This window comes from Streptomyces sp. NPDC005566, assembly GCF_040605575.1.
In the GTDB taxonomy this organism is placed as follows: Bacteria; Actinomycetota; Actinomycetes; order Streptomycetales; family Streptomycetaceae; genus Streptomyces.
In genome coordinates, this window is sequence record NZ_JBEXDB010000026.1 from 44,049 (window position 1) to 67,118 (window position 23,070).

Genomic DNA, 23,070 nt, shown 5'->3' on the forward strand with positions numbered 1-23,070 from the left:
TTTCAGGCCGTCACCCCCGCCGACGTTCTCAGTCGAAGGGGTGAGGTCCGGTATCCGGCCCTCACCGCTATGGCCGGTAGTAGTCGCTGATGGGGACGCGTGCATCATCGAACAGGGCCGGGCCGTCCTGAGCTGTCATCGGCCAGGCACCTGATTCCGGGTTGAGTTCGATGAGTTGCTCGGTGGAGAGTGCATAGACGACACGACCGAGTCCGGAGCGGATGATGCCGCCGGCGCACATGCTGCAGGGCTGGCAGCTGGTGTACATGGTGGTGCGGGCGGCCGTGTCGGGGGCGAGTTCGCGGGCCGCCCAGCGTGCGAGTTTCAGTTCCGGGTGGGCGCTGATGTCGTTGTCGCGGCGTACCGTGTTGTGGGCTTCGACGAAGATCGCGCCGTCCGGGCCGACCAGCAGGGAGCCGTACGGCGCGTCGCCCAGGGTGGTGGCATGGGCTGCGATGGCGATCGCCCGCCGCAGGAAGTTCTCGTCGGCAGTGGTGATCATGATGGTGTCCTCCAGTTTCTGGCGACAGCGTTGAGCGCCTGCCAGGCCGCGTGGGGCGGGCGGGTGTCATGCGGGTCTCCGCGGTAGGGGTCGAGCACGACGGTGTCGGCCCCGAGGCGGTGCGGCTGGTCGAGATCGTCGAGGATCTGTTCAAGGGTGCTGATGCCCGCGGGTCGCTCGGGATCGTTGACCGGTGTGGTGGTCAGCCGCAGAGCGATGCGGGGCGCGAATGCCAGCAGCGAGTGGTTCGTGAGGACCGTGCGCATCCAGGAAAGGGTGCCCCGCAGAGGATGCCAGGCATCGCCGAATGATCGCACGCCGGATCCCCGCTTCGCTGTTGCCGCCGACCCAGACGGGAATTGGGGCCGTGTGTTCGCCGGCCTCCTCGCGCAAAGCCTTCCGCAGGGTAACGAGGTGCTCGTCGGTCATCCTGCCGCGCGCGGTGAACGCCACGCCCAGAGCGTCGAACTCCCGGCGTGCCCAGCCGACACCGACCCCGAGCCGACCGCCGCTGAGCTGGTGGAGGTTGGTGGCCATGCGTGCCACCAGCAGCGGATGCCGGTAGGGCAGTACGAGCACGGTCGTGCCCAGCCGCACCCTGGTGGTCATGCCGGCCAACCGGGACAGCGTGGTGAACGGCTCGTAGAACGGGGCCGGATCCGGATAGCGCTCGGCCACGTCCGGAGTGACGGCCACGTGATCGGACACCATGAGAAGGTCGAAGCCGAGCCCCTCCACGATCCGCGCCCATTCGCGGAGCACGCCCGGATCCGTGCCGGGTCCGAAGTCCGGTACGTTGACGCCAAGTTGCATGAGCGAAGCTATCTCGGTGATCAAGAAGTCCGGATGGTGCTTTTCCTGGTTGACATCGAATTCTCCCACCGGTTTCCCGGTAGAATCTCGATATGGCCGGGAATCTCGATGACATCGACTGGGCGATCATCGACGAGCCGCAACGGGACGCTCGTCTCTCCCTCAGCGAGTTGGGGCGGCGCGTGAGTCTCGGTCGTCAGCCACAACGGAACGGGTGCGGCATCTGGAGGAGATGGGCGTCATCACCGGCTACCGCGCCATGGTCGACCTGGCCAAGGTCGGCTACTCCGTGCTCGCCGTCGTCCGGTTGAAGTACCCGGGCAACCGCCACCAACCTTTGCGTAGGCTGCTCGCCGACAGGCGGGAGATCCTGGAGTGCCTGCGTACCACCGGCGATGACTGTTACACCCTGAAGGTGGCCGCGACCTCCATGGAACATCTGGAGACGCTCATGGACGAGTTGGCCGGCTTCGGCAGCACGACCACCAGCGTCGTCTGCAGCCAGACGCTGCCCTGTCGTGGACCCAACCGGCCCTGACGGACAGCAGGTCGGCCGCCGGCGGCCGACCTGCTCAGGCTGGGGACGTGCTGCTCGCGACGATCCGCGACGGCACCTTCTACGAACTCACAGCCGTCGACCGCAGCCAGGGGCGCAGGGCGCACCTGGCTGCGGTCAGGGCGGCAGACGGGTCTGGGACTGATGATCGACGCACGCACGTAGGCTCACGGTGCCGACCGGCACCACCGGTCCACTGCTGTTTCTGCTGAAAAAATGCAGCTTGGATGCGTCGACCCGGTCTTGGTCGCTGTCAATGACTGTCGGTCGAAGACGGCGGGCGGCAGATCGGCAGGCTCTCCGCCGTACACCGGGAGCCGGACTCCGGTGAGGCTGACAGCAAAGGAGGTCGTCCAATCGCGGTGCTTCGCACCGGCGCCCACCGCACGCTTCCGCGGCCGGGATGCAAGCCTGGCCTGGTGTCGTTCATGCCACAACGGGCCGACTTCGGCCACGAGTTCCGAAATCACATGGGCCGACAGCCCTGTGATCCTCCGGTCGCCGAAGATCGCTCTGCGAGTCGCGTTCCCCACCACGCAGCCATGATCGCCGATCCAATGCTCGACGTTCCACCGCTGACCGTGCACGAGCTCGTAAGGGGAGGCGCCGGGGGAGTGCCGCGGTGATTCCGGGGCCGTGGTCCCTGTTGACAGTAGCCGGTCCGCTCCCTAGCGTTCGGTCCACTACCTGATTAAGATTCATATACACGGACGACATCAAAGGTGGACATCGTGGCAGAGCAGCAGCGTCGCGTCGTGGTCTCCGGCGGCGGCACGGGCATCGGCAAAGCGACCGCGGCCGCCTTCGCCGCCGGCGGGGACCGGGTCATCCTCCTCGGCCGGCGCGAGGACTTCCTGCGCGCCGCTGCCGACGAGATCGCCGGTGACCACGGCAAGGGCATGGCCGACTTCCACGCCGCGGACCTTACGCAGCCCGAAGAGGTCCGCCGAGCCGCCGCGTTCATCACCGCGGACGGCCCGGTGGACGTCGTCGTCACCAACGCCGGGGGCAACGTCGTCTCAGGCGGTGACGGCACCCTGGAGGGCGTCGCCGACGGCTATCTGCGCAACTTCGCCGCCAACGTACTGACCGCGGTGCTGCTCACCGAAGCGTTGCTGCCGCACGTGGTACGCCCCGGCGGCCGGATCGTCCACTTGTCGTCGATCGCAGCCCTGCGCGGCCCCGGCTCGTACGGCGGCTCCAAAGCGGCCCTGCACGCGTACACCTTCGAACTCGCCCAGCGGCTCGGCGCCGAGGGCATCACCGTGAACGCGGTGGCCCCGGGCTTCGTCGGCGACACCGAGTTCTTCGGGGACCGCGCCACACCGGACTTCGTCGCGGCCCGGGTCGCGCAGTCCCTCACCGGCAAGCCGGGGCAGCCCAGCGAGATCGCGGCCGCGATCCAGTACCTGGCGTCACCCGCCGCCGGGTACACCACCGGTCAGATCCTGCACGTCAACGGTGGGGCGATGCTGGGCCGTTAGTGCTCGTAGGCTGGGCCGCAGACCGGCCGGACCACTGGACTCCCATGGCGGGGCGGACAACTACCGGCACCGGCCGGGCCCGGTTCCCGCTCGTACGGTGGATACTCGCCCGCGGACGACGTGGCGGGCGCGATGCCTGGCCGCCGACTCCGGCGAGGGCATGGACGCTCGGTCCGCATGGTGATGGCGCCCGGGAACTCACGTGGGGCATCGGTATCTTGCAAAGTGCATCCCAGGTTGTGGCACAGGCCCGCGGCCGCGCGGTCCCCTCACCGACCGGCTCCACACCGCCTACTTCGAGCTGAGCGACCAGGTCGGCTGGATGTGTTTCGATGCCCGCCAGCACCCGCAGGCACAGCGTTTACCACACCGGCATGCGCCTGGCCCGCGAGACCAGCACCTCACTGACCACCTGTCATCCGACGGCCAACCTCCCGACAGCACCCTGCGCCGCCCCAGCCCGGCAGGCCGCTGCTGCCACTGGTGCCTCGACCAGCACGTGCTCAAGCAGTGCGCCCGCTGCAAGCAGGACGGCCACATCGCCGCCCACCGAGAAGAAGGCCCGATCAGCCGCGTGGTTCGTTCACTTCAAGCGGTTCTGGCTCAGGTTCCGTGCAGTCGCCACGGTGAGTGACGGCTGGGCGCTCCCGAGCGGCTTGCGAAGTCGCCCGAAAATGGATGGTGGTCAGTGCCGCTGGGCTGACAGTCCGGGCCGTGGAAGAGGTCGTGCTCCGGCTGAAAGAGCTGCTGTTCCCGGCGGTCGCGGACATCGCGGTGCTGTCGGTGGACGTAGAGATGAAGAGAGTGCGTTTCGATGCGCAATGCACCACGGCCAGCGCCACTGCTCGAACCGCGTTCACAGCTCCTCCCCTCGGCTTCTCGCTGATGCCCCGAGCGCCGGACGAAGCGTCGTACTCCAGCTGCGGGTCCGGCGGTTCCGGTGCCGGAACACCGAGTGCCCGCGCCTCCGAGCCCTCGTTCCTACGACCCCCGAACCCCCGCCGGAGCACGTCTCCGAGAGGAAACCGTCCAGTTCACCCTGGCCGATGGGCCACCGGTTCGCCGAGCGCACCCGCGCCAAGCACGCCACCATTCACGCACTGCTGGCCGCCGGGCCAAGAGGTCCGTGGCCCGGCAACTCGGCATGAGTCAGCACACGGTCCTTTGGGTTCTCCCGTGCTGACAGGCCCGAAGACCTTTTCGACGGACAGTGGCAGAACCGGACTTCCGTACTCGACGAGTACAAGACCTACCTCGACGACCGTGGGACCGAAGGGTGCACCAACGCCTGGAAACTCTGGGAGGAGATCGTGCCCCTCGGCTACAAAGGCAGCTACCAGCGCGTGCGCGCCTACCTGCACCAGAAGCGCACCTCGCCGCAGCCGGTGACCGCACGTCCTCCCTCACCACGGACGGTCGCCGGATGGGTCCTCAGACGCCCGGAAACCCTCACCGAGCTCGAACAGCTCCAGCTCAAGACCGTCCGCACCCACTGCCCCGAACTCGACGCCCTGACCCGGCACGTCCGCTCCTTTGCGGTCATGCTCACCGACCGCCAGGGCGAGCGCCTGCCCGATTGCCTCGACGCCGTCCGGCAGGAGACCTGCCCAGCCTCCATACCCTGGCTGCCGGCATCGACCGCGACCGTGACGCCGTCATCGCCGGCCTCACTCTGCCCTGGAACTCCGGAGTCGTCGAAGGCCACGTCAACCGGATCAAGATGCTCGAACGCCAGACGTTCGGCCGCGCCGGCTTCGATCTCCTCCGTAAGCGAGTCCTGCTGGCGTGACGACCTATACCGGCTCTTCGTACACTTCAGCCTCGGCGGGCACACGAGCAAGCACCAGTTCGAGGTGCCTCTCCATGGCGGCGAACCACTCGTCGAGGTCCGCATCGGCGTCGTGGAAGAACCAGGAATCGAAGCTCCCTTGGGCATCCAGGAGGGGTTCGCACTCGTAGCGAAGTTCGCAATGAACCTGTACGTAGTGCTCGTGCTCACCCTCGTCGTCACCGATGTCGAACTGTCGCGTGAGGTCCACAGTGAACATCGGTCGCCCGCTGAAGGAGTACGTGCCGTACTGGAAGAGCAAGCCGTCTGAGTCGGGTGTGGGCGCTGTGGCAAAGCGCTGCCGCGCAAAACGCATGAAGGCCAGTCATGCAGCCCGAGTGGTCAACTCGGCCTTCGTCGATCGCCCGACCTCCAGCTCGGCACGCAGAACATCAAGGGCTTCCTCCATCCGCGGTCGGTCGTGCACGCCAGCTCCTCGGTTCGTGAACTAGGCCGTTTCCTTCGGATCATCTGTCCGACCAGATGAAGATGGCGGCGATGTGGAGTCCGGCGAGGTAGATGGTGGCAGTCTTGTCGTAGCGAGTGGCCAGGCCGCGCCACTGCTTCAGCTTGTTGATGCAGCGCTCGACCGTGTTCCGCTGCTTGTAGGCGTCGCGGTCGAATGCCGGTGGTCGGCCTCCCAGCTTGCCGAGCCGTTTGCGGTTGGCGGCCTGGTCGGCGGGTTGCGAGATCACCGCGCGGATCCCTCGTCGACGGAGATGAGTGCGGATCGCGCGGGACGAATACGCCTTGTCCGCCAAGACCATCGCCGGTGTGGTTCTGGGCCGGCCGACCGGCCGGGGCACCCGTAAGCGGGCCATGACCTGGGGGAATGCGGGCGCGTCACCGGCCTGGCCGGGCGTGAGGATGAAGGCGAGCGGGCGGCAGCGGCTGTCCGAGGCAAGATGGATCTTGGTACTCAGCCCGCCGCGGGACCGTCCGAGGGAATGGTCGTCCGGCTCGCCAGCCGGGGCCCTTCTTGCCCCGGCGGCGTGCTGGTGGGCGCGGACGATGGTGGAGTCGACCGCGACGACCCAGTCAAGGTCGCCTTCGGCGTCGGCCCGGGCGAGCAGGCCGGTGAAGACCTTCTCCCAGGTGCCGTCGGCTGCCCACTTCCGCAGCCGGTTGTGAGCACCCTTCCAGGAACCGAAGTGGTCGGGAAGCTCCGTCCACGGCGTGCCGGTGCGGTACTTGAACGCAATCGCGTCGATCACCTGCCGGTGATCACGCCACCGTCCGCCCCGCTTCGGAGTCCGGTCCGGCAGCAACGGCTCAATTCTCGCCCACTGGGCGTCAGTCAACGACACACCCGATCAACGATCAGATGATCTGAAGACTACTGCTCAACTTCCTTGGTGCTGCTGACGCTTTCGAAGTCGCCGCACATGCCTGGCGTACTGCCCAGCCTGCGACCTTTGGGCGCGATCGATTGAAAGCACCTGGGGATCTGCCGCGCGCTCGTACAGCTCAACCTCGAAGGAGTCTGCGTCGACCTCGACAAGCCGGGCCAGGGCATCCCGGTCCTGCTCAGCTGTCGGACGCGCTCGAACCTCGTCCCTCCACACCTGTCCGCTCGCCTCAGCTTCGTCCATCTCGCCAATATATGTGCGGGCAGCAGCGTCGGAGTCCGCCCGAAGCAAGATCCGGAAGAAGCGCCCTAGCACCCTAGCCTTGCAGTACTGGATCAAATCCAGCCGTGACCAGCGAGGCTGGTACCTCCCGACGCGCAACGCTCAGTCACTGCTGCACGAAACTTGTGCCAGAACCCGAGAACGGACAGGAGATGTTCACGGGAACGGGAGGTAGTGGGTGGCGTTGCTGTTCGAACCCCGGCTAGTCGATCACAACCCGGCGGAGACGACCGTCCCAGCCACCCGGAGTCGCAAGGGTCGGTGACACTTGCTTCACTTCGATCCTCATCTCCATCATCGACTCGTCAGCTTCCACGAGCCGGACAGAGAAGTTCCGCTCCGGGTATGTGCAGACGAGTCGCGCATGCCAGGACTTGACGAGAATTGACCCGAGTTCGCGGTGCAGTGAGTCGAAATCTTCACTGTGCACGGGCACCGCGCTGAACAGGTGGCCCAGCTCGAACAGGTTGAAACTGTCGACCACCTCCGCCCAGGAGAGCTCCTCCCTGTCGGGGATCGCACGGCCGGTAGTGGCGGACAGCCTCTCCCGGATCTCCTCCTCGTCATTCCCGCTCAGACCGAGGAAAACCGCGCCATGAAGCTCGACGAGGCGAGGCCAGTACAGGAACGAGTACATGAGTGCGTTGACCGTGTCGCCCGCCTCGCTCAGATACGAGACGGTGTCATCTGTCTCGACATCCGGAAAGAACTGACGAAGGTAATTGATCAGCATGTGACTACAGTCCTGCCTGTTTGGCCATTTCGAGATCGTAGCCCGGCGTCGGCCATTTGCTGAACCGCCTGAGGACTGCCGATGTCCGGCGGATATTCTTCGATTCCTCGTCACCCATCCTGCCGCCCTTATTCATCCGCGGAATACCTAGTAAGCAGTTCCGAGTGAGCCGTCGGCGAGGGCGACAGCCGGGCCCCCACCGCACCCGCAGCATCCACGACACCGGAACGGCCCGCCGGATAACCCGACGGACCGTCATGCAAGATCGAGGTTAGGCTGGCTGCTTCCGCTTGTTCGTGAGGGACCCCCGGTCTACCGAGAGTCCCTGCCCTGATGCACCTACAGCCGCAGGAACCCTGTTCGACCTCCACGTTCCATGATCGGTTGAGATACAGCTACTCACCCAAGTCGGAGCACGGAGGGCAGCGTACGGACGGGATCCAAGTGGCGCTCAAGGTCCTGAAGCGGCCGACCGCGGCCGCCGCGGAGGCGAGCATCCCCGCCCCGCACGCGCTGAACGCACCGCTGCCCACTCCGCGGAACATGACACCGCCCCCCGCCGGTTGTCCGGCAGGGGGCGGGTCGCACGAGATCCCGGGCCCGGGACCCGTCACCGCGTCAGTGCGGCGGCGGGGGAGTGGGCGGCAGGATCAGGGGGCGGTTCCCCAGGAGAGCGCGCCGGTCACGTACACGCCGATCTTCGCCGCATCGGCGAAGGACGTGCTGGTCGAACGGCTGTAGTCGTCCGCCTCGTTGAAGTTGGACCAGTCGCTCTTGTTCAGCCGGAGCTGCATCTCACCGGTGGAGGCGCCGGCGGCCAGGGTGCCGCTGCCGAAGCCGACCTCCAGGTAGTGGCTGGCACCGGCCGCCGAACCGGCGGTCTTCACACTGCGGGTCAGGGTCCCGCAGCCGACGACCGCGTAGTCGCACGAGGTACCGAAGGTGGAGGCCCCGGCCTCAGGGGTGAACCAGTAGCGCACCTTCACCGTGGACAGGTCCACCGCGGCGCTGCCGGTGTTGACCAGCTGGAGGGCCATCCGGACCTGGTTGTCGGTGGCGGAGGCATCGGTGTTCTTGTACTGGACCTTGAGCGTGCCCGTTCCGGTGCCGCCGCCCGCGGACGTGGTGGCCGAGAGGGTGCTGGAGGCCGCCGAGACGTTACCGGCAGCGTCCTTGGCCTTGACCGTGTAGCTGTAGGCGGTCGAGGCCGACAGGCCCGAGTCGGTGTACGAGGTCGTGGTGGAGGAGCCCACCTTCACCCCGTTGCGGAACACGTCGTAGCCGCTCACACCGGTGTTGTCCGTCGACGCGGTCCAGGACAGCGAGACGCTGCTGCTGGTCTTCGCCGTCGCTGTCACGCCGGTCGGGGCGGTCGGCGCCTGGGTGTCGCCACCGGTGCCGCCGCCGTCGATCGGCGGGTAGGCGTTGCGCACGAGCTCCTGGAACTGCGCGGAGAACCAGTGGCCCGCGAGCGGGGAGTTCGGCAGGGCGCCCGACAAGCTGTTGCCGTTGCGGCCGTTACCCTCGTACGTCGGGTCGCACATCCGGTCGAAGCCCTTGCCCTCATCGTTGTCGATGGGGGCGCTGTTGCCGTCCGACTCGCCCGGGGGCTTGGCCCACACGTACGCGTCGATGCCGGCCTCCGGGGCCGCGGTGGGACGCTCGCCGATTCCGGCACCGGTCTGGTTGCACCAGTTGCCTGCGTGGATGCGCCGGTCGATCCGGCCTCCGTTCACGTAGGTGTCCACGCTGGTCAGCGGACCGGCGGCGGTGGGCCGTGCGGAGCCGCCCCAGCCGTTGCGGGCCGTGTCGATCAGCATGCCGATGTTGGAGTTGAAGCCCTCGCTCACCAGCATGGTGCGCAGCGCCTGGGCGAACGACAGCTCATCGACGTAGTAGTTCCAGTCGACCCACTTGGACTGGCGCACCGTGGTGCCGTTCACCGAGTCGGTGACCTTGAAGTTCGGCTCTTTGAGAGCCGAGTAGTTGGCCGTGTTCACGATGAAGCCCGAGACGTCGGCGACCGTGGCGCCCTCGGACGTGGCGGCCTTCTTGAACAGCTTGGCGGCCGGGGCCATGTTGGTGTCCCAGCCGAGCCAGCCGTGATGGGCGGCGTCGATGTAGTTGTAGACGTTCGGAATGGCCCCGAGGGTGTGCAGGGCGTAGCCCACACCCTTCTCGTAGTTGCCGTTCGCCTTCATCGTCGCGCAGGCGTCGGTCGAACCGGCCGTTCCGCCCGCGTTGGTGACCAGGTTGGGCAGCGAGTCGGGCTCGATGATCGTGACGATGCGCAGGTTCGCGTACGCAGGGTCGGCGAGGATGTCGGAGATCGGGTCGATGTACTCGTTCTTGTAGCGGTCGATCTCGGTCGGGCCGAGTTCACCGTTGGACGCCAGCGCGGCGCAGTCGCGTCCCGGAAGGTCGTAGATGACGACCTGGAACAGGTTCGCGCCCTGGTCCAGTGCCGTGTCGAGGTGCTCGCGCAGGCTCATCGCCGTGGCCGAGCCCTCGATGGCCGCGATGCGGTCCATCCAGACGAAGGCCGGCGTGTCGGCGATGGCGGCGCCGCCCGGTTCGGCCGCCGCCTTGGCGGACCAGTCGGGGTTCACGTAGGCCGTGGCGCCCACGTAGGGGTTGTCGACCCGTGCCGCCGCCGAGGCGGGGGTGGGGATGGCGACGGCCAGCGCCGCGCCCATGGCCAGGGCGGAGACTGCGGCCAGTCTCCGGCGCAGCCCTTGCATGATGGTGCCTCTGGTACTCATTGCGGCTCCGTGCTCCTCTCGGACGCCTGCGGGTGCTCCCCGCAGGCGGGTTCGTGGGGGTGCTGACCGGGAGCGAGTGGCCCGGTGGGGGGCTCACTGCTCCCGTCAGGCCGCCGTCGATGGGACGGGAGCCTGCGGTGCGTCGGTGAGGACGGTGGTGTGAGCCCGATGACGGGTACCGCGGGGCGGATGGGTAACCCGCCATCGGGAGTGGGAGGCGTGGCAGGCGTGGTCAGCGCGGCGGTGAGCGGAAGGCGGTGCGGCCGTTGCGGCAGCCGGTCAGGGCTCGATGCCCCAGACCGGCTCGCCGCCGACGTATACGGTGATCTTCGAGGCGTCCGCGTACGAGGTGCCGGTGCCGTGGCTGTAGTCGTCCGACTCGTCGAAGTTCGACCAGTCCGACTTGTTCAGGCGCAGCTGGATCTCGCCGGTCGCGGCGCCCGGGGCCAGGCTGCCGCCGGTGAAGCCCACTTCGAGGTAGTGGTCGGCGCCGGCCTTCGGGGTGCCCAGGGCGGCCACCCTGTGGGTCACGCTGGAGCAGCCGATCGGCGACCAGTCACACCAAGTGCTATACCTGGACGCCCCGTTGTCGGCGGTGAACCAGTACCGGACCGTCACGTCCGAGAGGCTTACCGCTGTGCCGCCGGTGTTCACGAGTTGGAGGCCAGGCTTGATCTGGTTGTCGCCCGTCGAGGAGTCGCTGCTGCGGTACTGCGCCCTGAGTGCGCCCGGGCCGCCGCCCTCCCCGGGGCCGCCCTCGCCGCCCAGAGCGGTGCGCACGGCGTAGTAGGCGGGCTTCGGCAGCAGGTTCTCTTCGTACAGATTGGCCGCCCCCTGGCCGGGGAACGTGCTCGGAACCCAGGAGTACTTGTCGGTGTAATCCCAGACCGTGATACCGACGCAGCGCTCCACCGCCAGGCAGGCTTCGACCACCTGCCGGTAGTACGTGGACTGCGTGGCGATCTTGGCGGCGTCGGCAGGCAGCTGCATACGCACGTCGAGTTCCGTGACGGCGACGTCGAGGCCGAGATCGGCGAACCGCTGCATGTTCGCCTGCATCTGGTACGGGAAGCCGTACTGGACGGCCAGATGTGCCTGCATCCCGACTCCGTCGAGCGGCACGCCCTCGTCGAGTAGCTCGCTCACCAGGGCGTACATGGCGTCGCTCTTCGCGCCGAGCCCCTCGATGTTGTAGTCGTTGAGGTACAGCTCGGCGTCCGGGTCCGCGGCATGGGCGGCGCGCAAAGCGGTGGCGATGTAGTCGGTGCCCATCGCCGTGTGGAAGGGACTCGTGCGGAAGGTCCCGTCCTCGTTGAACGGCTCGTTCACCACGTCCCACGCGGTGACTTTGCCGCGGTAGTGCGCGGCCTCCTCGGTGACGTGGTGGGTCATCGCGGCCTCGACCTCCGCCGGCGGCAGAGCGCCGACCCAGCTCGGCAGTTGGCTGTGCCAGACGAGGGTGTGGCCCCGTACGCTCTGGCCGTGCTGCGCCGCGAAGTCGGTGATCACGTCGCCCTTGGCAAAGTTGAACTGGCCCTGGACGGGCTCGGTGGTGTCCCACTTCATGGAGTTGCCGGGGGTGATCTGTCCGAACTCGGAGCCCAGGACGGCCGTGTAGGCGGCATCGGGCAGTTCGGAGTTGTCGGTGGCTGAGCCGAAGTACTTGCCCTGTGCGGCGGCGAGTTCATGCAGTGTGCCCTGCTGGGCCGCGGTCGCCGGTCCACCCGTCAGGGTGAGGGCAAGGGTGAGGGCTCCGGCCAGGAGGGTCGGGAGCCCTCTGGTGCGGCTGTGCCTGCAGCGCTTCACCGAATTCATCAAACGCCTTCCTCTGTCGGGCTGCGTGGGGCGTGACGGCGAGCGCATCTGCGCCCCCCGTCAGGCCCTTTTTCATCCGGTGCTGGGGGAGAAGGGGAGGGGAGTGGAGCGGGCTGTGCGTATCCGTGCTGTGGGAGCGCTCCCAAGGTCGCGTGGTGATGGGCACCTGTCAAGTCTTAATCACAACTGTCTTACGAGCGCGTTAACGCGGCCACACGTTGAACGAGCTTCCCGGCAGGCGCAGTTGCCGCCTGTTGAAAGGTTCGCCCCTCCGCCGGAGCGGCGGTTCCGGCCGGCGAGGAGATGCTTTCGTCGGGCATGGCGCAAACGCTCCTCGGGGAGCATGGCCATTCGGTCCGGACCGTTCGCTTTCGCGTGTCGCGTAGCGAGGGCGTGCCCTGCCGACGGCATCCAGGGCAGGCACCCTCGGTGACCTATGGCGTGCCCTGCGTGAGCTGGGGCACCGGTGCGGGCGACCTCCGGAGGAAGGCTCGCGTGGATCGTGGTCGGTGTTCGTCGCCGGGTGGTGCCGCGAGATGGGGAGGGTCTGAAGCGCCTGGCAGGAGACATGGACGGACGGAAGCAGGCATGGCTGAATGCAGGCGCGAGCGTGGAGCCGTCGGTGTGTGCGCGCCCGGATCCGGAACGCGCCATGCCTTGCCTGCACGCGTCCCGGTAATGACGGAGAGTCATGCACGAATGAGTTCGGCGCGGGGGCGGCGCTCCGGTCGAGAAGGGCCCGGACGCTCCGGTCGGCGTACGCGATGGTGTACGCGGGAGCTGTCGGCGCACCGGAGTCCGAGGGCGCGGGCAAGTGCTGAGTTCGATCTGTTCGGCTTGCTGCTCCACGAAGCAGCGCATCACCTCGGAGGGGAGCCACGGGGGCGCCGGTGCCGAGTGTGTGGCGCAGCTCGCTGATGGCGACGCCGGTCAGACGCTGCTGGAGGTCAGTTTCCGCGTCTCGCTCTCGGTCAGTCCGCGGTCGAGGACCATGACCCAGTCCTGACGGGGGTCGCCGAGCTCGGACTGCACGGACACCGTGACGGGCGCTTGGGGGTTCCTCGTCGCGCGGCGAGGCCTTGTTAGATCGCCATCCCTGTCCTCAGCGATCAGCGGGAGAGGCAGGGCCAGAGCCGCGTCCGGGAGCCGACCGCCAGCAGCTGCGCGCGCCAAGGGCTCGATCAAATCGCCGACCGTCCAGCAGCCACTTGCCGCACTGGCCTGCCGCTACGCCGTCGACGTGCTCAGACTCGATCTCCTCCGTGGCGAATTTCAGCAACTCGCCGAAGCGGGCACTGTCTTCAGGGCGGGCGAGTCGGATGCGTGTCCCGTCGGGCCCGGCTAAGCCGTCCGTCAAGCGCTGTCTTGTGAGCCGGACGCTGAGGGAGGGAGGGGGGCGCTTGCGTTGCTGCTTTACCTTCGCCATCCCAGGGGGCCACCCACGCCGCTCGGTCGACAGGCCAAAAGAAAAGGCTCTTTCTCGGCGAGGGCGACGGGCCTCTGCTAGTGATCGTCAAAGAGGGCAAGCTCCTCGTCCGTGAGCTGTCCGAAGCAGGCTTCTTCTGTGACCATGACCGTGGACAGATTCAAGAACGTCGAGCTGGACCGATCCCCACGACGCCACCACTGGCGCGCCAAAGCGGGATTGTCTCCCAGTCAGATCAGCTGAGGGCCCGGTGCCGGGCACGTGCGTCTGTGCCCGCCTGGGTCACGGCTCTGACCGGAATTCCGTGAGGTCCCGGTTGGCCCGGCCCGGCCACAGCGATGCCCGGCTTAGATCACCCACGCGCCCATCCGAGTCACTTCCGGACATTCCGCGAGAGGTAAACGCCCGGTAGGGGTACGTCGATTCGCACATGATGACCAAGGAATCCAAGGGGAGATTAGCTATGTACGCAGTCGTTCGGCGCTACGAAGGGGTGACTGATCCTGCCGAGGCGGGGCGCCAAGTGGACGAGGGATTCGTGTCTCTCCTCCGCCAGGTCCCCGGGTTCGTGGCCTACTACTGGGTTGACGCCGGGGATGGAACGATGGTCTCTACCAGCGTCTTCGACGACCAAGCTGGCGCCGAAGAGTCGGTCAAGAAGGCGGCGGACTTCGTAGCAGACAACCTTGCGTCACTGCTTCCCAACCCTCCTCAGACCACGGCCGGCCAGGTTGTGGCTGCTGGGTAGTGGCCTGCGGCGCGCCCCCGCAATGGTCAAACGGATCGGCCTGAACGCCGTGCAGCTCTCGCGCCTGACCGAAGCCGGGCTGCTCGAGAACGTCGGCAGGGGCGGCAGGTCTCCCACCCCACCTCGAGCTCAGGGTGGCCCGGCTGCGCCTGCAGCCAGGCGTCTTTGCTGCGGAGCGATCGCTGGGAGACAAGGTTTCCGGCGTTGTCTCCCATGCCTCCGCATGCCAGCTGCACAGCCTGGGAGACATCCTATCCCCACGGGCTGAGTGCTGCGTGCCCCGTCGCCGCACGACCACCGAGCCCTTCGTCCACCTGCGTATCGCGACGATGGAGCCGGCGGACATCACCCTCGCTCAAGGGCTGCCCGTCACCACAGTCCGCCGCACCATCCTCGACCTGCTCCGCAGCAAGGCCGATGGCGGCCATATCGGCGGAGTCATCGCCGATGCCGAACGCCTCGACCTCATGGCGATCGAAGACCTGCAGGAAGCCGTTCTGCCGTTCACCCGCAGCTACGGCCTGCCCGCCAAGGCCACCGGCAGCGACCTCATCGAGCACCTGGCCTGCCAGGCTGGGCAGCACCTGCGATCCCAGAAAGTCGCCAAAGCCAGCAAGGAAGGGTTCACCACAGCCATCGAGCTCATGGCCCAGAGCACTGCCACCTCGGACCTTGCTGCGCAGGAGGCGATCAGGCAAGCAGTGCGGCGGTTCATGAGGGGATGGCGGGGCCGAACGCGGCTGCTACGGGGCAGGCGCTGCTGCCTCTTGCGCAGGCAGTACAGCGGATGCGTGAGCAACTGACGGCACCAAGCACTGCTGCCGTGACACAAGCGCTGCGGCAACTCCTGGAACAGTCAGGAGCGGGACCGAACACTGATCTGGAGCAGGCGCTGCGAGGACGCACAACCAGGGGGCGGAGCCGAACGTTGCTGATCAGGCATCTCGGCGGTTCCCGGAGCTGCCTGCGCCCCCGCCGTCCGTAATCAGCCAGAAGCATCTGTCCGAGCCGGGCCTGGTTGTCGTGGAGGTGGTGGCCGACGACGAGCAGACGGCGGTGGCTGCGGTGAACGAGCTGGGTGCGCATTGGGCGACATCAGGCCCTTCTCTTCCGTGGCGGGTACCGGATGAGCCGGGGGTTCGGGTGCGAACGTACGCGGACACCCGTGACACCCGTGCCTCTGCGCTCGTCGAGAAGTCGTAGGCTGATGCGGCGAAGTCCCGGCCACTGAACCTGGCCGGGACAAGGGGCTACGCGGTTCGCTTTTCACCGTTCCCGACATTCGGGGTTCGGGTAGTCGCCCGTGCTGAAGTGGATCGGGTCCCCTTCCGGCCATCCGTAACGACTGCACCTATCCGCCTCGGGGCGGCCCTGGAAGAAATGAATGCCTGTAGCTTCGCGCTCCGTGGCGCTGCTCATCAGGCCTCGTTCTGCGGTTCCTTCCGCCTCTTCCCGGTGCACTTCTTGGACGCGCCGCACCCTCTGGACGAGTTCGGACTCCCTCCTACCCTCCATGGTTGCGGTCCTCACTGTTCGACGCCGGTCGTGGGCGGGTCGGGGCGAAAGGCCTGCGCGATGGTCGCGAACTGCGTGGCTCGCACCAGTGCGTCCTCCGCGTGCCTACCACTGATGTTGGTCGTCAGCTGGGCCTTTACCTGCTCCAGGCAGTACTCCCGGATCTCGGCGTCGGTCTTCTCGGGGGCGTAGAACGGTCCGTTGAGCCAACCCATGGTCGTGGCCCTCACTGCTCGGTGGTGTCGTAAATGGCGCGGGTGGGAGAGGTTCGTGTCAGCTGTCCTGTGGCGGCGATCCTGCGCATCACGGATCGGGCCCGCTTGTCGTCCACCGCGTGTCCCGCGTTGCTCAGCGCTGCCACTGCTCGGGCTGCGTCCCACGTGCCGCCCTCCTCCTGGATGGCGGTGACGAGTACCTGCTGGTGCGTCATGCGCACGCGGATTTCTCGAATCGTCTCAGCGATGCCGTGCACAGCCTTCTGCAGCCGTTGCTGCTGCTCACCGGAGAGGGCACCTTCGCTGAGCTGCTTCTCGATGTTGGCGCTCACGTCCTGGAGACGGGCCAGGTCGGGAAGGACTTCGGGTTCGCCCGGTTCGATCATGTGCGGGTGGGCGGCGTTCAGGGCTGCGATGACGCGGCGTCGGGCCTCTCCCATCGTGATGCCTTCAGGGAGGCCTGGCCAGGCGGCGTCGACTGCTGCTTCCACGGCGGCGTCGGGGAGGCCTGTGGCCTTCATGCCGGCGGGGACGATGGAAGCGACGTGTCGGCCGCGGCGTGTGATGCGGGTGATGTGGCCTTCGTAGTGGGCGTCGTCGACCAAGTCTCCGAGTTGGGCGCGGACTTCTTCGATGCCGAGTTCGTTCTCTGGCATAACTGAACCTTAAGGTTCGCAAGGTTAGGGGCGCTACTGTTTCGCATCCGCTACGAACTACGCGCCGATCTCCACCAGGGTCTGCTCGAATTGGCCTGCAGCCTTATATGCCTGCGCCGCCTGCGAATCCCACCCTGAAGCGATCAGACGGCTACGCTGAACCATCCCGGCCGAACCTCGTTCAGAAGCGGTTGCAGCAACCGAACTGCGGCCTGCAGATCCTCATCCGTGACGTCCACAGGCTCCGGCAGGCTCAGCCCGTACCAGCGCAGCCGCCAGAAGTCGAAGACTTCACTCCCGTCGGCAGCGAAGTCCACATCGACCTCGGTGCCGTTGCCAATGGCGAAGCGACACCCTGCCCCATGAACCTGGTACGCGTAGGTGCCGATGTGATCACTGCGGCTGATCCGACGCGAACGGGCCAAGCCGACGATGTCCGCCAGTCGCTCAAGCGAGGGGAGCGCCACCCTCATGACCTCATCGATCGCGTTCAGAGCGCGGACGTAACCGAGCACGAGGTCTCGCGCAGCCGCAACCCGTTCCATACGGCGTCCCCCTGAACCCGTGAGTGAACGGATTGTTCCATGAGGCCGCCAGCGACTCCGCAGGAGAACATTCTGAAACGATCGGTTAGTGCCGAGGTCGTCGGCGGAGCAAGTATGTTGTTTCGAGCGGATGTTGGGAAGATCATCGATAGTTCCCACTCGCTCTGTGATCGACGTCAGCGCGTAAGGAAGCCTTTCCAGCGAGTCTCGCCGCGGCGCATCTTGTTGACCTGGGTGGTGAGGGAGATGGGCAGCTGCCTTCGAAGTGGACGACGAACCCGACGAAGAACAACTTCAGCTCGGTCCTCCTGGCTCGACCCGGCTACTACGACACACCCGCTGAAGCCGCTGCCAGACTCGGCGCAGCTGGACACCAGGCGTCGTGACCTGACGAGTTCGGCTACTGACGATCCACCGGTTACCGACGATCAGAGTGGAAGGGCCTCATCAACCATGGTCTTCAGGTCTGCCGGCAGATCAGGTGAGTCCCGCCAGTTCTGGGCGATCAGCATGAGCGCGACCCATGCGTCACGCGCCTCAGCGTTCGACTGTCCGGAAAAAACCGCGTCCAGCACCCGCCTGGCAAGACCGTCGACAACCTCATACAGGGCATTCGAGACCTTGCTCACGTCATTCAGAGGCGTGCCCGCAGCATGCGATGGTGCACCGTCGAGCCGGATGGTGACTGAGGCAGCTGAGTACGTCCTTCCATGGAGGAAGTCACGAAGACTGCCAACTTGATGACGAGTCGGCAGCAGCGGTTGATCAGGACTCTGAGACACCCCATCACCTTATTTGAAGCGGGACCGTCGCTAACGTCCCTCACACAGCAGCGAAGCCCTGAGCTGCAACGAGGCCACATAGACCCGAAATGTCCACGGTGGTCGTGGCCTACATCGAGGTCTGACCACTACGCGCTACCAACGTCCTTCCACGTCAGCGTTGTCGCGATGCGAATGCCTGGAGCATCGGCGAATAGACCGCTCGCCCGCCAGTCCGTCATCGACAATGAGTCATGGAAACTCGCATCTCCGGAACCGAGGAGCTGCCCGCCGCGCGGACACTCGAGCAGCAGCAACTGCTCCAAGCGGTGTGGGACGCCTTCACAGCAAGCTCTGAATGGCCGACATTCGGATGGGTGGACCGGAAGCTGGACAAGCAAGGGCTGGACGTCGTGGCAGCCATCAGCCAACTTCCAGAAGACATGCTGCGCGGGTTCCCCGATCCAAGCAGGCCCGTGCCTTCGGATGACTCCGTCATTCCGTCATCGCCCTGACCATTGCCGGCGCGGCACGATGCAGTGGTTCCGCAGATGTGGTCCTGCTATTTCTGGCATCGACACGTGTGCTCTCAGAGACGGAGAGGCACTGGTCCTCAGGTCCAGGTGGGAATCGAGCAGTACGAACCAGGCATTCAGGAAATCAACGGCGCGGAGACCGAGTTTGAGTGGACGCCCCGGATCGGCCGCTCCATCCGCTCGTTCCGGGCAGTGGAAGACACGGGGCGTACTGGCGGATACGGAGCGCCTTGAGGACCCCTTACCCCGCCCCTCCGGCACCTCAGGGCCTGCTGGCCGAGGAGACGCCCCCCGACACGGCGACGGGGCTGACGGCTGACGGCGGCGGCCCCGGTCCGCCGCCGGAGAGTCATGACATCCGGCAGGTAATTCCGTTGTACGGGCCGACGTTGTGGGAGATCATGCGCGCTTGTGACCTCGCGAGCAAATGAACCCATCCACGACGCGGCCCCGCCCGCCCCCGTCGTGGATGTCACCCCCTCCACCCCGGTGCACCGGGACGGCAACGTCCTTCGCTGGCTGATCGCCTACACCTTTTCCGTGGTCGGCGACGCCGCCTACTTCGTGGCGCTCGGCTGGGCCGCGCAGAAGGTGGCCGGACCGGCCCAGGTCGGCCTGGTGATGGCGGTCGGCGCGATACCCCGGGCGATCCTCATGCTCGGCGGCGGTGTGATCGCCGACCGGTTCGGCCCGCGCAGGGTGGTCATCTCCTCCGACGCGGTCCGCGCTGTGGTGATCCTCGCGGCCGCCGCAGCGCTCGCGTTCAGCACCCCCGGCCTTTGGTTGCTCGTCGCACTCGCCCTCGTCTTCGGTGTTGTGGACGCCCTGTTCATGCCGGCGGTCGGAGCCATGCCGCCCCGGCTCACCGGCCGCGACCAGCTGATGCGGCTGCAGAGCCTGCGCAATCTGGTGCAGCGGTCCGGCCACATCGCCGGTCCGCCGCTCGCCGGGTTCTCGATGGGGCTCGGCGGCCCCGCCGCCGCGTTCGCCGTGACCGGTGTCCTCTTCACCCTCTCGCTGTTCCTCCTGGTCGCGGTCCGGCTCGCCCCGTTGCCGCCCGAGGAACAGCCCGCCGCGGACTCCACCGCCCGCCGCGACCTGGTCGACGGCGTCGTCTACCTGCGCCACGAGCCCGTCGTCGGCCCGCTCGTCCTCTCCGGACTGCTCTCCATGATCGGCTGCATCCCGCCGATGGCGATCGGCGTCATCATGCTCGCCGAGGAACGCGGCTGGGGCCCCTCCGGCGGTGCCTGGGTGAACGCCGCCCTCAGCACCGGCGTCTGCACGACCTCGCTCCTGCTCGTCGTGCGCGGCCGCTTCCCCCGGGCCGGCCACTGGCACAACATCGCCCTGCTCGTCGCCTCCGCCGGCATCGGCCTGATCGGCGTCATGCCGAACCTCCCCCTCGCGGTCGCCGTGGCGTTCGTCTCCGGCCTGGTCTCCGGCCTCTGCGGCGGTCTTGCCCTGGCCCTGATGCAGGCCAACACCGCCCTCGCCTTCCAAGGCCGGGTCGCCGCCGTCCAGGCGCTCAGCGCGGTCGGCATCACCCCGGTGATGTTCCCGCTCTTCGGCCTCTTGGTGGAAGGGTGGGGCGCCGGCCCCACCTTCCTCCTCTTCGGCTGCATCAGCATGCTCGGCGCCACGGTCTCCACCGCTTCCCACGCCGTCCGCCATGCCGACCTGGACTTCACGAAGACCGCGGACTGACTCCGGCCCCCCGGCCGGGGCCGCAAAGGCCTGTGATGTCGTGATCAGTTGCTGGGTTCTGCCCGTTGAGGCTGGAGTCGACAGAACAGAGCTGTGACGCGTAGACAACTCACGAACGAACACTGGGAGTTCATCGAGCCCTACGTGCCGACGGGCGATTACGGCCCGTATCCCCAGTGATTCGGGATCAGTTCGAGGGGGTGATCCGGCGGTTTCGCTCCAGTGCTCAGTGGCGGGAGATGTCGGCGGAGCAGGCCCTGGGCCACCGTTACGGGCGCTTCCGGGTCTGGCGGGGCGCGGGTGCAAGACAGACACCGCAGGGCCCGAATGGACCAGCGTACTGGCGAACGGCTGACCCTCCTGCTGGAGTTGGTCGAAACGTTGGTCGCAGACGCCGGGCCGCAGCCAAGGAACAGGGCCGGCTCGGAGAGGTCGCCGCGATCGAAGCCGGCCTTGCCGCCGCCGAACTGAAGTTCACCGAAATGCGCGGTCCGTTGATCGGGTGGTACGCCGACGGGGCCTCCGGTCGCGGGACGGGGCGGGCCTTGTCGTATCCAGGCCGGCGGATCGGGCACGGGAGGGTCACTCACGCGGCCGAGTCCGGTCTTGTTGCGGCGGCAGACCCGCCAGCCCGTACGCTGCAACCGTGCCCCAAGATTCCGACTCATCCGGTCCGTCCGAACCGCTGACCACTGACGCGGTGACCCGAATTGTGCTCCGCCCGATCGCCAGCCCACTGCCGCTGGGGTTCTTCGCCCTTGGTGTCGGCAGCGTGGTCCTGTCCTCACTCCAGCTGGCCTGGGTCCCGATAGGACAGAGCAGCATCCTGCTGCTTCTGGTCCTCATCTTCGTCGTGCCCCTGCAGTCAGTCGCTGGGCTGTTCGCCTTCCTCGCCCGCGACGCCGGCGCCGGCACTGCAATGCTCCTGCTCGGTGCCGCCTGGGCCGGGACGAGCGTGACCTCCCTCGACTCCCCACCGGGCCGGCCAGTGGTGGCACAGGCAGTCTTCCTTCTGGCGCTGGTTCCCTTCGTCCTCGCCCTCGCGGGTGCGGCGGCGCAGTCGAAGCCTCTGTTCGCGGTGCTGCTCACCCTCACCGCACTGCGCTTCGGCCTCACAGGCCTCTATGAGGCCGGGCTGGGAAACGCACTGCAGGTCGCGGCGGGCTGGACGGGTCTCGGTATCGGTGCCTACGCGTTGTACGGCGGGCTGGCGCTCCTCGTGGAAGACGGCAAGCAGCGCACCGTACTGCCACTGTTCCGGCGTGGCGCTGCCCGCAGGTCCATCGAGGGAGGCCTTCGTGAGCAGCTCACCGTCGCGCAGCAGGAGGCTGGAGTCCGCCACCAGCTGTGAGCCGGGAAGAAGGGCCGGCCTGGGGCAGGAAGCCCTCTTGGGAGTTCGGCAGCCATGGCTGGGCAGCCCTGTGGGGACGGTGGCCTTCTGGCAAGCTCCGACGCTGCACCGAACGACGCAAACCGGCGGCCGAGTTCTTCATCGCACCGGCCTGCGTCGTCATCACCGTCCGCTGCCTGATCCGTCGCGCCTGGACACCTACCGCTGGGGACACCCGACCCCGGAGTCCCCGGCATCCGATGACCTACTCGCGGACGCTCTGACTATCGTGACCCCGTGGAATCCGACACCGCAACGTTCCCGCCTCACCCGATCCGGGGTGTCCGCGCCGTCTACGCGCGGCAGGCCGGCTGCCCCTCCGACTTCGCGGAGGTCACTGTCGACTTCGAGCCGTGGGAGACGGGCATCACCTTCGAGACAGCCTCTGAACTGGCTGTTGACGGGGACGACGATCCGCAGTGGCAAGCCGACTGCCGGGCCGCTGTCGAGGCGGGTATACGCGAGGAACTCACACAGTCAGGGACCGGGTTGTCTCCGGCTACAGCCGTAGTCCTGCGGCGCATGCGTTTTCACCCGGTCGACTCTCATCCGCGGGCGTTCCGGCAGGCCGGCCGCCTTGCTGTCCGCAACGCTCTCGCAGCAGCCCACCGGCCACCGCAGGCGGCAAATGAACGCCAGGGCTGACGGCAGGGTGGCCCCAAGGCGACACGACCGAAGACGACCCCCGTACGCGGGGACATCACCGAGCAGCTCGCCGACGTCCTGGCCGACGCCGCCGACTCCGGACCCCGGTCGCGCGCGGCTGAGGATCGCCGTAGACAGGGATGACGAGCGAGGACAAGAAGTCGTGGCATCCGGGCGAGGTCGTGCCGGACAGGGGGATCAACGAGTGTGATTGCGGGGGAGGGCATCACTGGAGTACGCACATCAGGGGGACGTGTCGATCTCGTGGCCGCGGCCGTGCAGCTTCCGGGAGGCCTCGTCCCGGACGGCGTCGTATGACCTGTGGAGGTGTCTCAGCCCAGGGTGTCTCAGGCGGCGCCCGTGGACGAGACGTGACGGGCGTCGCGGTCACGTGCCGCAGCGGGCCGCTCAGAGGTGGCCGTCCAGGAACTTCCGTACCTCGGCGCTGGTCATAGGCCCCGTGCCGTGCGCCACCGCCTCTCCCTCCTTCAGCAGGACGTAGGACGGGGCTCCGGTGATCCCGTATCGCTCGGTTGCGGCCGGACAGCGTGTGATGTCGGCGCGGACGGCTGTCAAGCGGCCCATGTAGTCGTCGGCGATGCCACCCACGACGAGGTCCATCACCCGGCAGGGCTCGATTGCCTTGGGCCATGTCCCGGTGAAGTATGCGAGGACCGGAACTCTGCTCATCCCGAGGATGAAATTGAACTCCGCGTCCTCACGGGGTCGGTGAACCCGCGTCGCCATGGAAGCTCCTGACCTCATATTCCGTCATTCCATCCCCATCATCCCCCGCGCGGTG

19 protein-coding genes and 5 pseudogenes are annotated in these 23,070 nt (G+C 67.1%); 13 read left to right on the forward strand and 11 right to left on the reverse strand.

The genetic code is table 11. The features are described from left to right. Nucleotides 1-67: 67 nt before the first annotated feature. Both ABZS61_RS31430 and ABZS61_RS31435 read right to left on the reverse strand, forming a co-directional pair. Nucleotides 68-502, reverse strand: a complete 435-nt coding sequence (locus ABZS61_RS31430; protein WP_356428789.1) for a nucleoside deaminase — start codon at nucleotides 500-502, stop codon at nucleotides 68-70. Further along, a pseudogene (locus tag ABZS61_RS31435) lies at nucleotides 499-1,315 on the reverse strand (LLM class flavin-dependent oxidoreductase). The gene ABZS61_RS31430 and the pseudogene ABZS61_RS31435 overlap by 4 nt, the downstream one beginning before the upstream one ends. 92 nt (nucleotides 1,316-1,407) lie before the next feature. Here ABZS61_RS31435 and ABZS61_RS31440 point away from each other — a divergent pair. The 4 genes and pseudogenes from ABZS61_RS31440 (at nucleotide 1,408) to ABZS61_RS31455 (ending at nucleotide 5,454) form a co-directional block, all read left to right on the forward strand. Beyond that, nucleotides 1,408-1,853, forward strand: a pseudogene (locus ABZS61_RS31440) (Lrp/AsnC family transcriptional regulator). A 749-nt stretch (nucleotides 1,854-2,602) separates the two neighbouring features. Then, on the forward strand, nucleotides 2,603-3,355 hold the full coding sequence (locus tag ABZS61_RS31445; RefSeq protein WP_356428792.1) for an SDR family oxidoreductase: 753 nt from the start codon (nucleotides 2,603-2,605) through the stop codon (nucleotides 3,353-3,355). Nucleotides 3,356-4,200: 845 nt separating this feature from the next. After that, nucleotides 4,201-4,314 (forward strand): annotated as a pseudogene (locus ABZS61_RS31450) (transposase family protein); the annotation flags it as partial. Between the two features lie 351 nt (nucleotides 4,315-4,665). Further along, entirely contained in the window at nucleotides 4,666-5,454 is a 789-nt protein-coding gene (locus tag ABZS61_RS31455) for a hypothetical protein (RefSeq protein ID WP_356428795.1), read from the forward strand. Nucleotides 5,455-5,650: 196 nt separating this feature from the next. On the opposite strand, the gene ABZS61_RS31460 is transcribed toward ABZS61_RS31455, so the two are convergent. From ABZS61_RS31460 to ABZS61_RS31475, 4 genes are all read right to left on the reverse strand, one after another. Next, nucleotides 5,651-6,490 (reverse strand): IS5 family transposase, encoded by an 840-nt coding sequence (locus tag ABZS61_RS31460; RefSeq protein ID WP_356428798.1) that lies wholly within the window; start codon nucleotides 6,488-6,490, stop codon nucleotides 5,651-5,653. Nucleotides 6,491-7,016: 526 nt separating this feature from the next. After that, nucleotides 7,017-7,547 (reverse strand): hypothetical protein, encoded by a 531-nt coding sequence (locus tag ABZS61_RS31465; RefSeq protein WP_356428801.1) that lies wholly within the window; start codon nucleotides 7,545-7,547, stop codon nucleotides 7,017-7,019. Between the two features lie 650 nt (nucleotides 7,548-8,197). Next, entirely contained in the window at nucleotides 8,198-10,309 is a 2,112-nt protein-coding gene (locus ABZS61_RS31470; protein WP_356428804.1) for a glycoside hydrolase family 6 protein, read from the reverse strand. 279 nt (nucleotides 10,310-10,588) lie between these two features. Further along, nucleotides 10,589-12,124 carry an endo-1,4-beta-xylanase gene (locus ABZS61_RS31475; protein WP_356428807.1) on the reverse strand — a complete coding sequence of 512 codons (1,536 nt, stop codon included), beginning with the start codon at nucleotides 12,122-12,124 and terminating at the stop codon, nucleotides 10,589-10,591. A 1,856-nt stretch (nucleotides 12,125-13,980) separates the two neighbouring features. On the opposite strand from ABZS61_RS31475, the gene ABZS61_RS31480 reads away from it, so the two are divergent. From ABZS61_RS31480 to ABZS61_RS31490, 3 genes are all read left to right on the forward strand, one after another. Continuing rightward, nucleotides 13,981-14,298 carry a hypothetical protein gene (locus tag ABZS61_RS31480; RefSeq protein WP_356428810.1) on the forward strand — a complete coding sequence of 106 codons (318 nt, stop codon included), beginning with the start codon at nucleotides 13,981-13,983 and terminating at the stop codon, nucleotides 14,296-14,298. Nucleotides 14,299-14,432: 134 nt separating this feature from the next. Beyond that, a complete protein-coding gene (locus ABZS61_RS31485) occupies nucleotides 14,433-15,101 on the forward strand; it encodes a hypothetical protein (protein ID WP_356428813.1) in 669 nt (222 codons plus the stop codon). 181 nt (nucleotides 15,102-15,282) lie between these two features. Then, on the forward strand, nucleotides 15,283-15,501 hold the full coding sequence (locus ABZS61_RS31490; protein WP_356428878.1) for a DUF6207 family protein: 219 nt from the start codon (nucleotides 15,283-15,285) through the stop codon (nucleotides 15,499-15,501). 323 nt (nucleotides 15,502-15,824) lie between these two features. Here ABZS61_RS31490 and ABZS61_RS31495 read toward each other — a convergent pair whose 3' ends face one another. Both ABZS61_RS31495 and ABZS61_RS31500 read right to left on the reverse strand, forming a co-directional pair. Further along, the gene (locus ABZS61_RS31495; protein WP_356428815.1) at nucleotides 15,825-16,028 is read right to left on the reverse strand and encodes a hypothetical protein; all 204 of its coding nucleotides are present in this window, start codon (nucleotides 16,026-16,028) and stop codon (nucleotides 15,825-15,827) included. An 11-nt stretch (nucleotides 16,029-16,039) separates the two neighbouring features. Next, a complete protein-coding gene (locus ABZS61_RS31500; protein ID WP_356428818.1) occupies nucleotides 16,040-16,684 on the reverse strand; it encodes a hypothetical protein in 645 nt (214 codons plus the stop codon). Between the two features lie 42 nt (nucleotides 16,685-16,726). Between ABZS61_RS31500 and ABZS61_RS31505 the strand changes: the two are divergent. Continuing rightward, nucleotides 16,727-16,822: pseudogene (locus ABZS61_RS31505) on the forward strand (IS5/IS1182 family transposase); the annotation flags it as partial. 5 nt (nucleotides 16,823-16,827) lie between these two features. Here the strand turns inward: ABZS61_RS31505 and ABZS61_RS31510 are convergent. Further along, nucleotides 16,828-17,229 (reverse strand): hypothetical protein, encoded by a 402-nt coding sequence (locus ABZS61_RS31510; RefSeq protein WP_356428821.1) that lies wholly within the window; start codon nucleotides 17,227-17,229, stop codon nucleotides 16,828-16,830. Between the two features lie 428 nt (nucleotides 17,230-17,657). Further along, nucleotides 17,658-17,858, reverse strand: coding sequence for a hypothetical protein (locus ABZS61_RS31515; RefSeq protein WP_356428824.1), 201 nt, complete (start codon nucleotides 17,856-17,858; stop codon nucleotides 17,658-17,660). 386 nt (nucleotides 17,859-18,244) lie between these two features. On the opposite strand from ABZS61_RS31515, the gene ABZS61_RS31520 reads away from it, so the two are divergent. From ABZS61_RS31520 to ABZS61_RS31540, 5 genes and pseudogenes are all read left to right on the forward strand, one after another. Beyond that, the gene (locus tag ABZS61_RS31520; RefSeq protein WP_356428827.1) at nucleotides 18,245-18,505 is read left to right on the forward strand and encodes a hypothetical protein; all 261 of its coding nucleotides are present in this window, start codon (nucleotides 18,245-18,247) and stop codon (nucleotides 18,503-18,505) included. 432 nt (nucleotides 18,506-18,937) lie between these two features. After that, the gene (locus tag ABZS61_RS31525; RefSeq protein WP_356428830.1) at nucleotides 18,938-20,233 is read left to right on the forward strand and encodes an MFS transporter; all 1,296 of its coding nucleotides are present in this window, start codon (nucleotides 18,938-18,940) and stop codon (nucleotides 20,231-20,233) included. Between the two features lie 93 nt (nucleotides 20,234-20,326). Then, nucleotides 20,327-20,535, forward strand: a pseudogene (locus tag ABZS61_RS31530) (transposase); the annotation flags it as partial. 344 nt (nucleotides 20,536-20,879) lie between these two features. Then, complete coding sequence (locus tag ABZS61_RS31535; protein ID WP_356428833.1) at nucleotides 20,880-21,584, forward strand: GPR1/FUN34/YaaH family transporter; 705 nt, start codon at nucleotides 20,880-20,882, stop codon at nucleotides 21,582-21,584. 276 nt (nucleotides 21,585-21,860) lie between these two features. Continuing rightward, nucleotides 21,861-22,268 (forward strand): hypothetical protein, encoded by a 408-nt coding sequence (locus ABZS61_RS31540; protein WP_356428836.1) that lies wholly within the window; start codon nucleotides 21,861-21,863, stop codon nucleotides 22,266-22,268. A gap of 408 nt (nucleotides 22,269-22,676) precedes the next feature. On the opposite strand, the gene ABZS61_RS31545 is transcribed toward ABZS61_RS31540, so the two are convergent. After that, complete coding sequence (locus ABZS61_RS31545; RefSeq protein WP_356428839.1) at nucleotides 22,677-23,015, reverse strand: thioredoxin domain-containing protein; 339 nt, start codon at nucleotides 23,013-23,015, stop codon at nucleotides 22,677-22,679. Nucleotides 23,016-23,070: the final 55 nt, after the last annotated feature.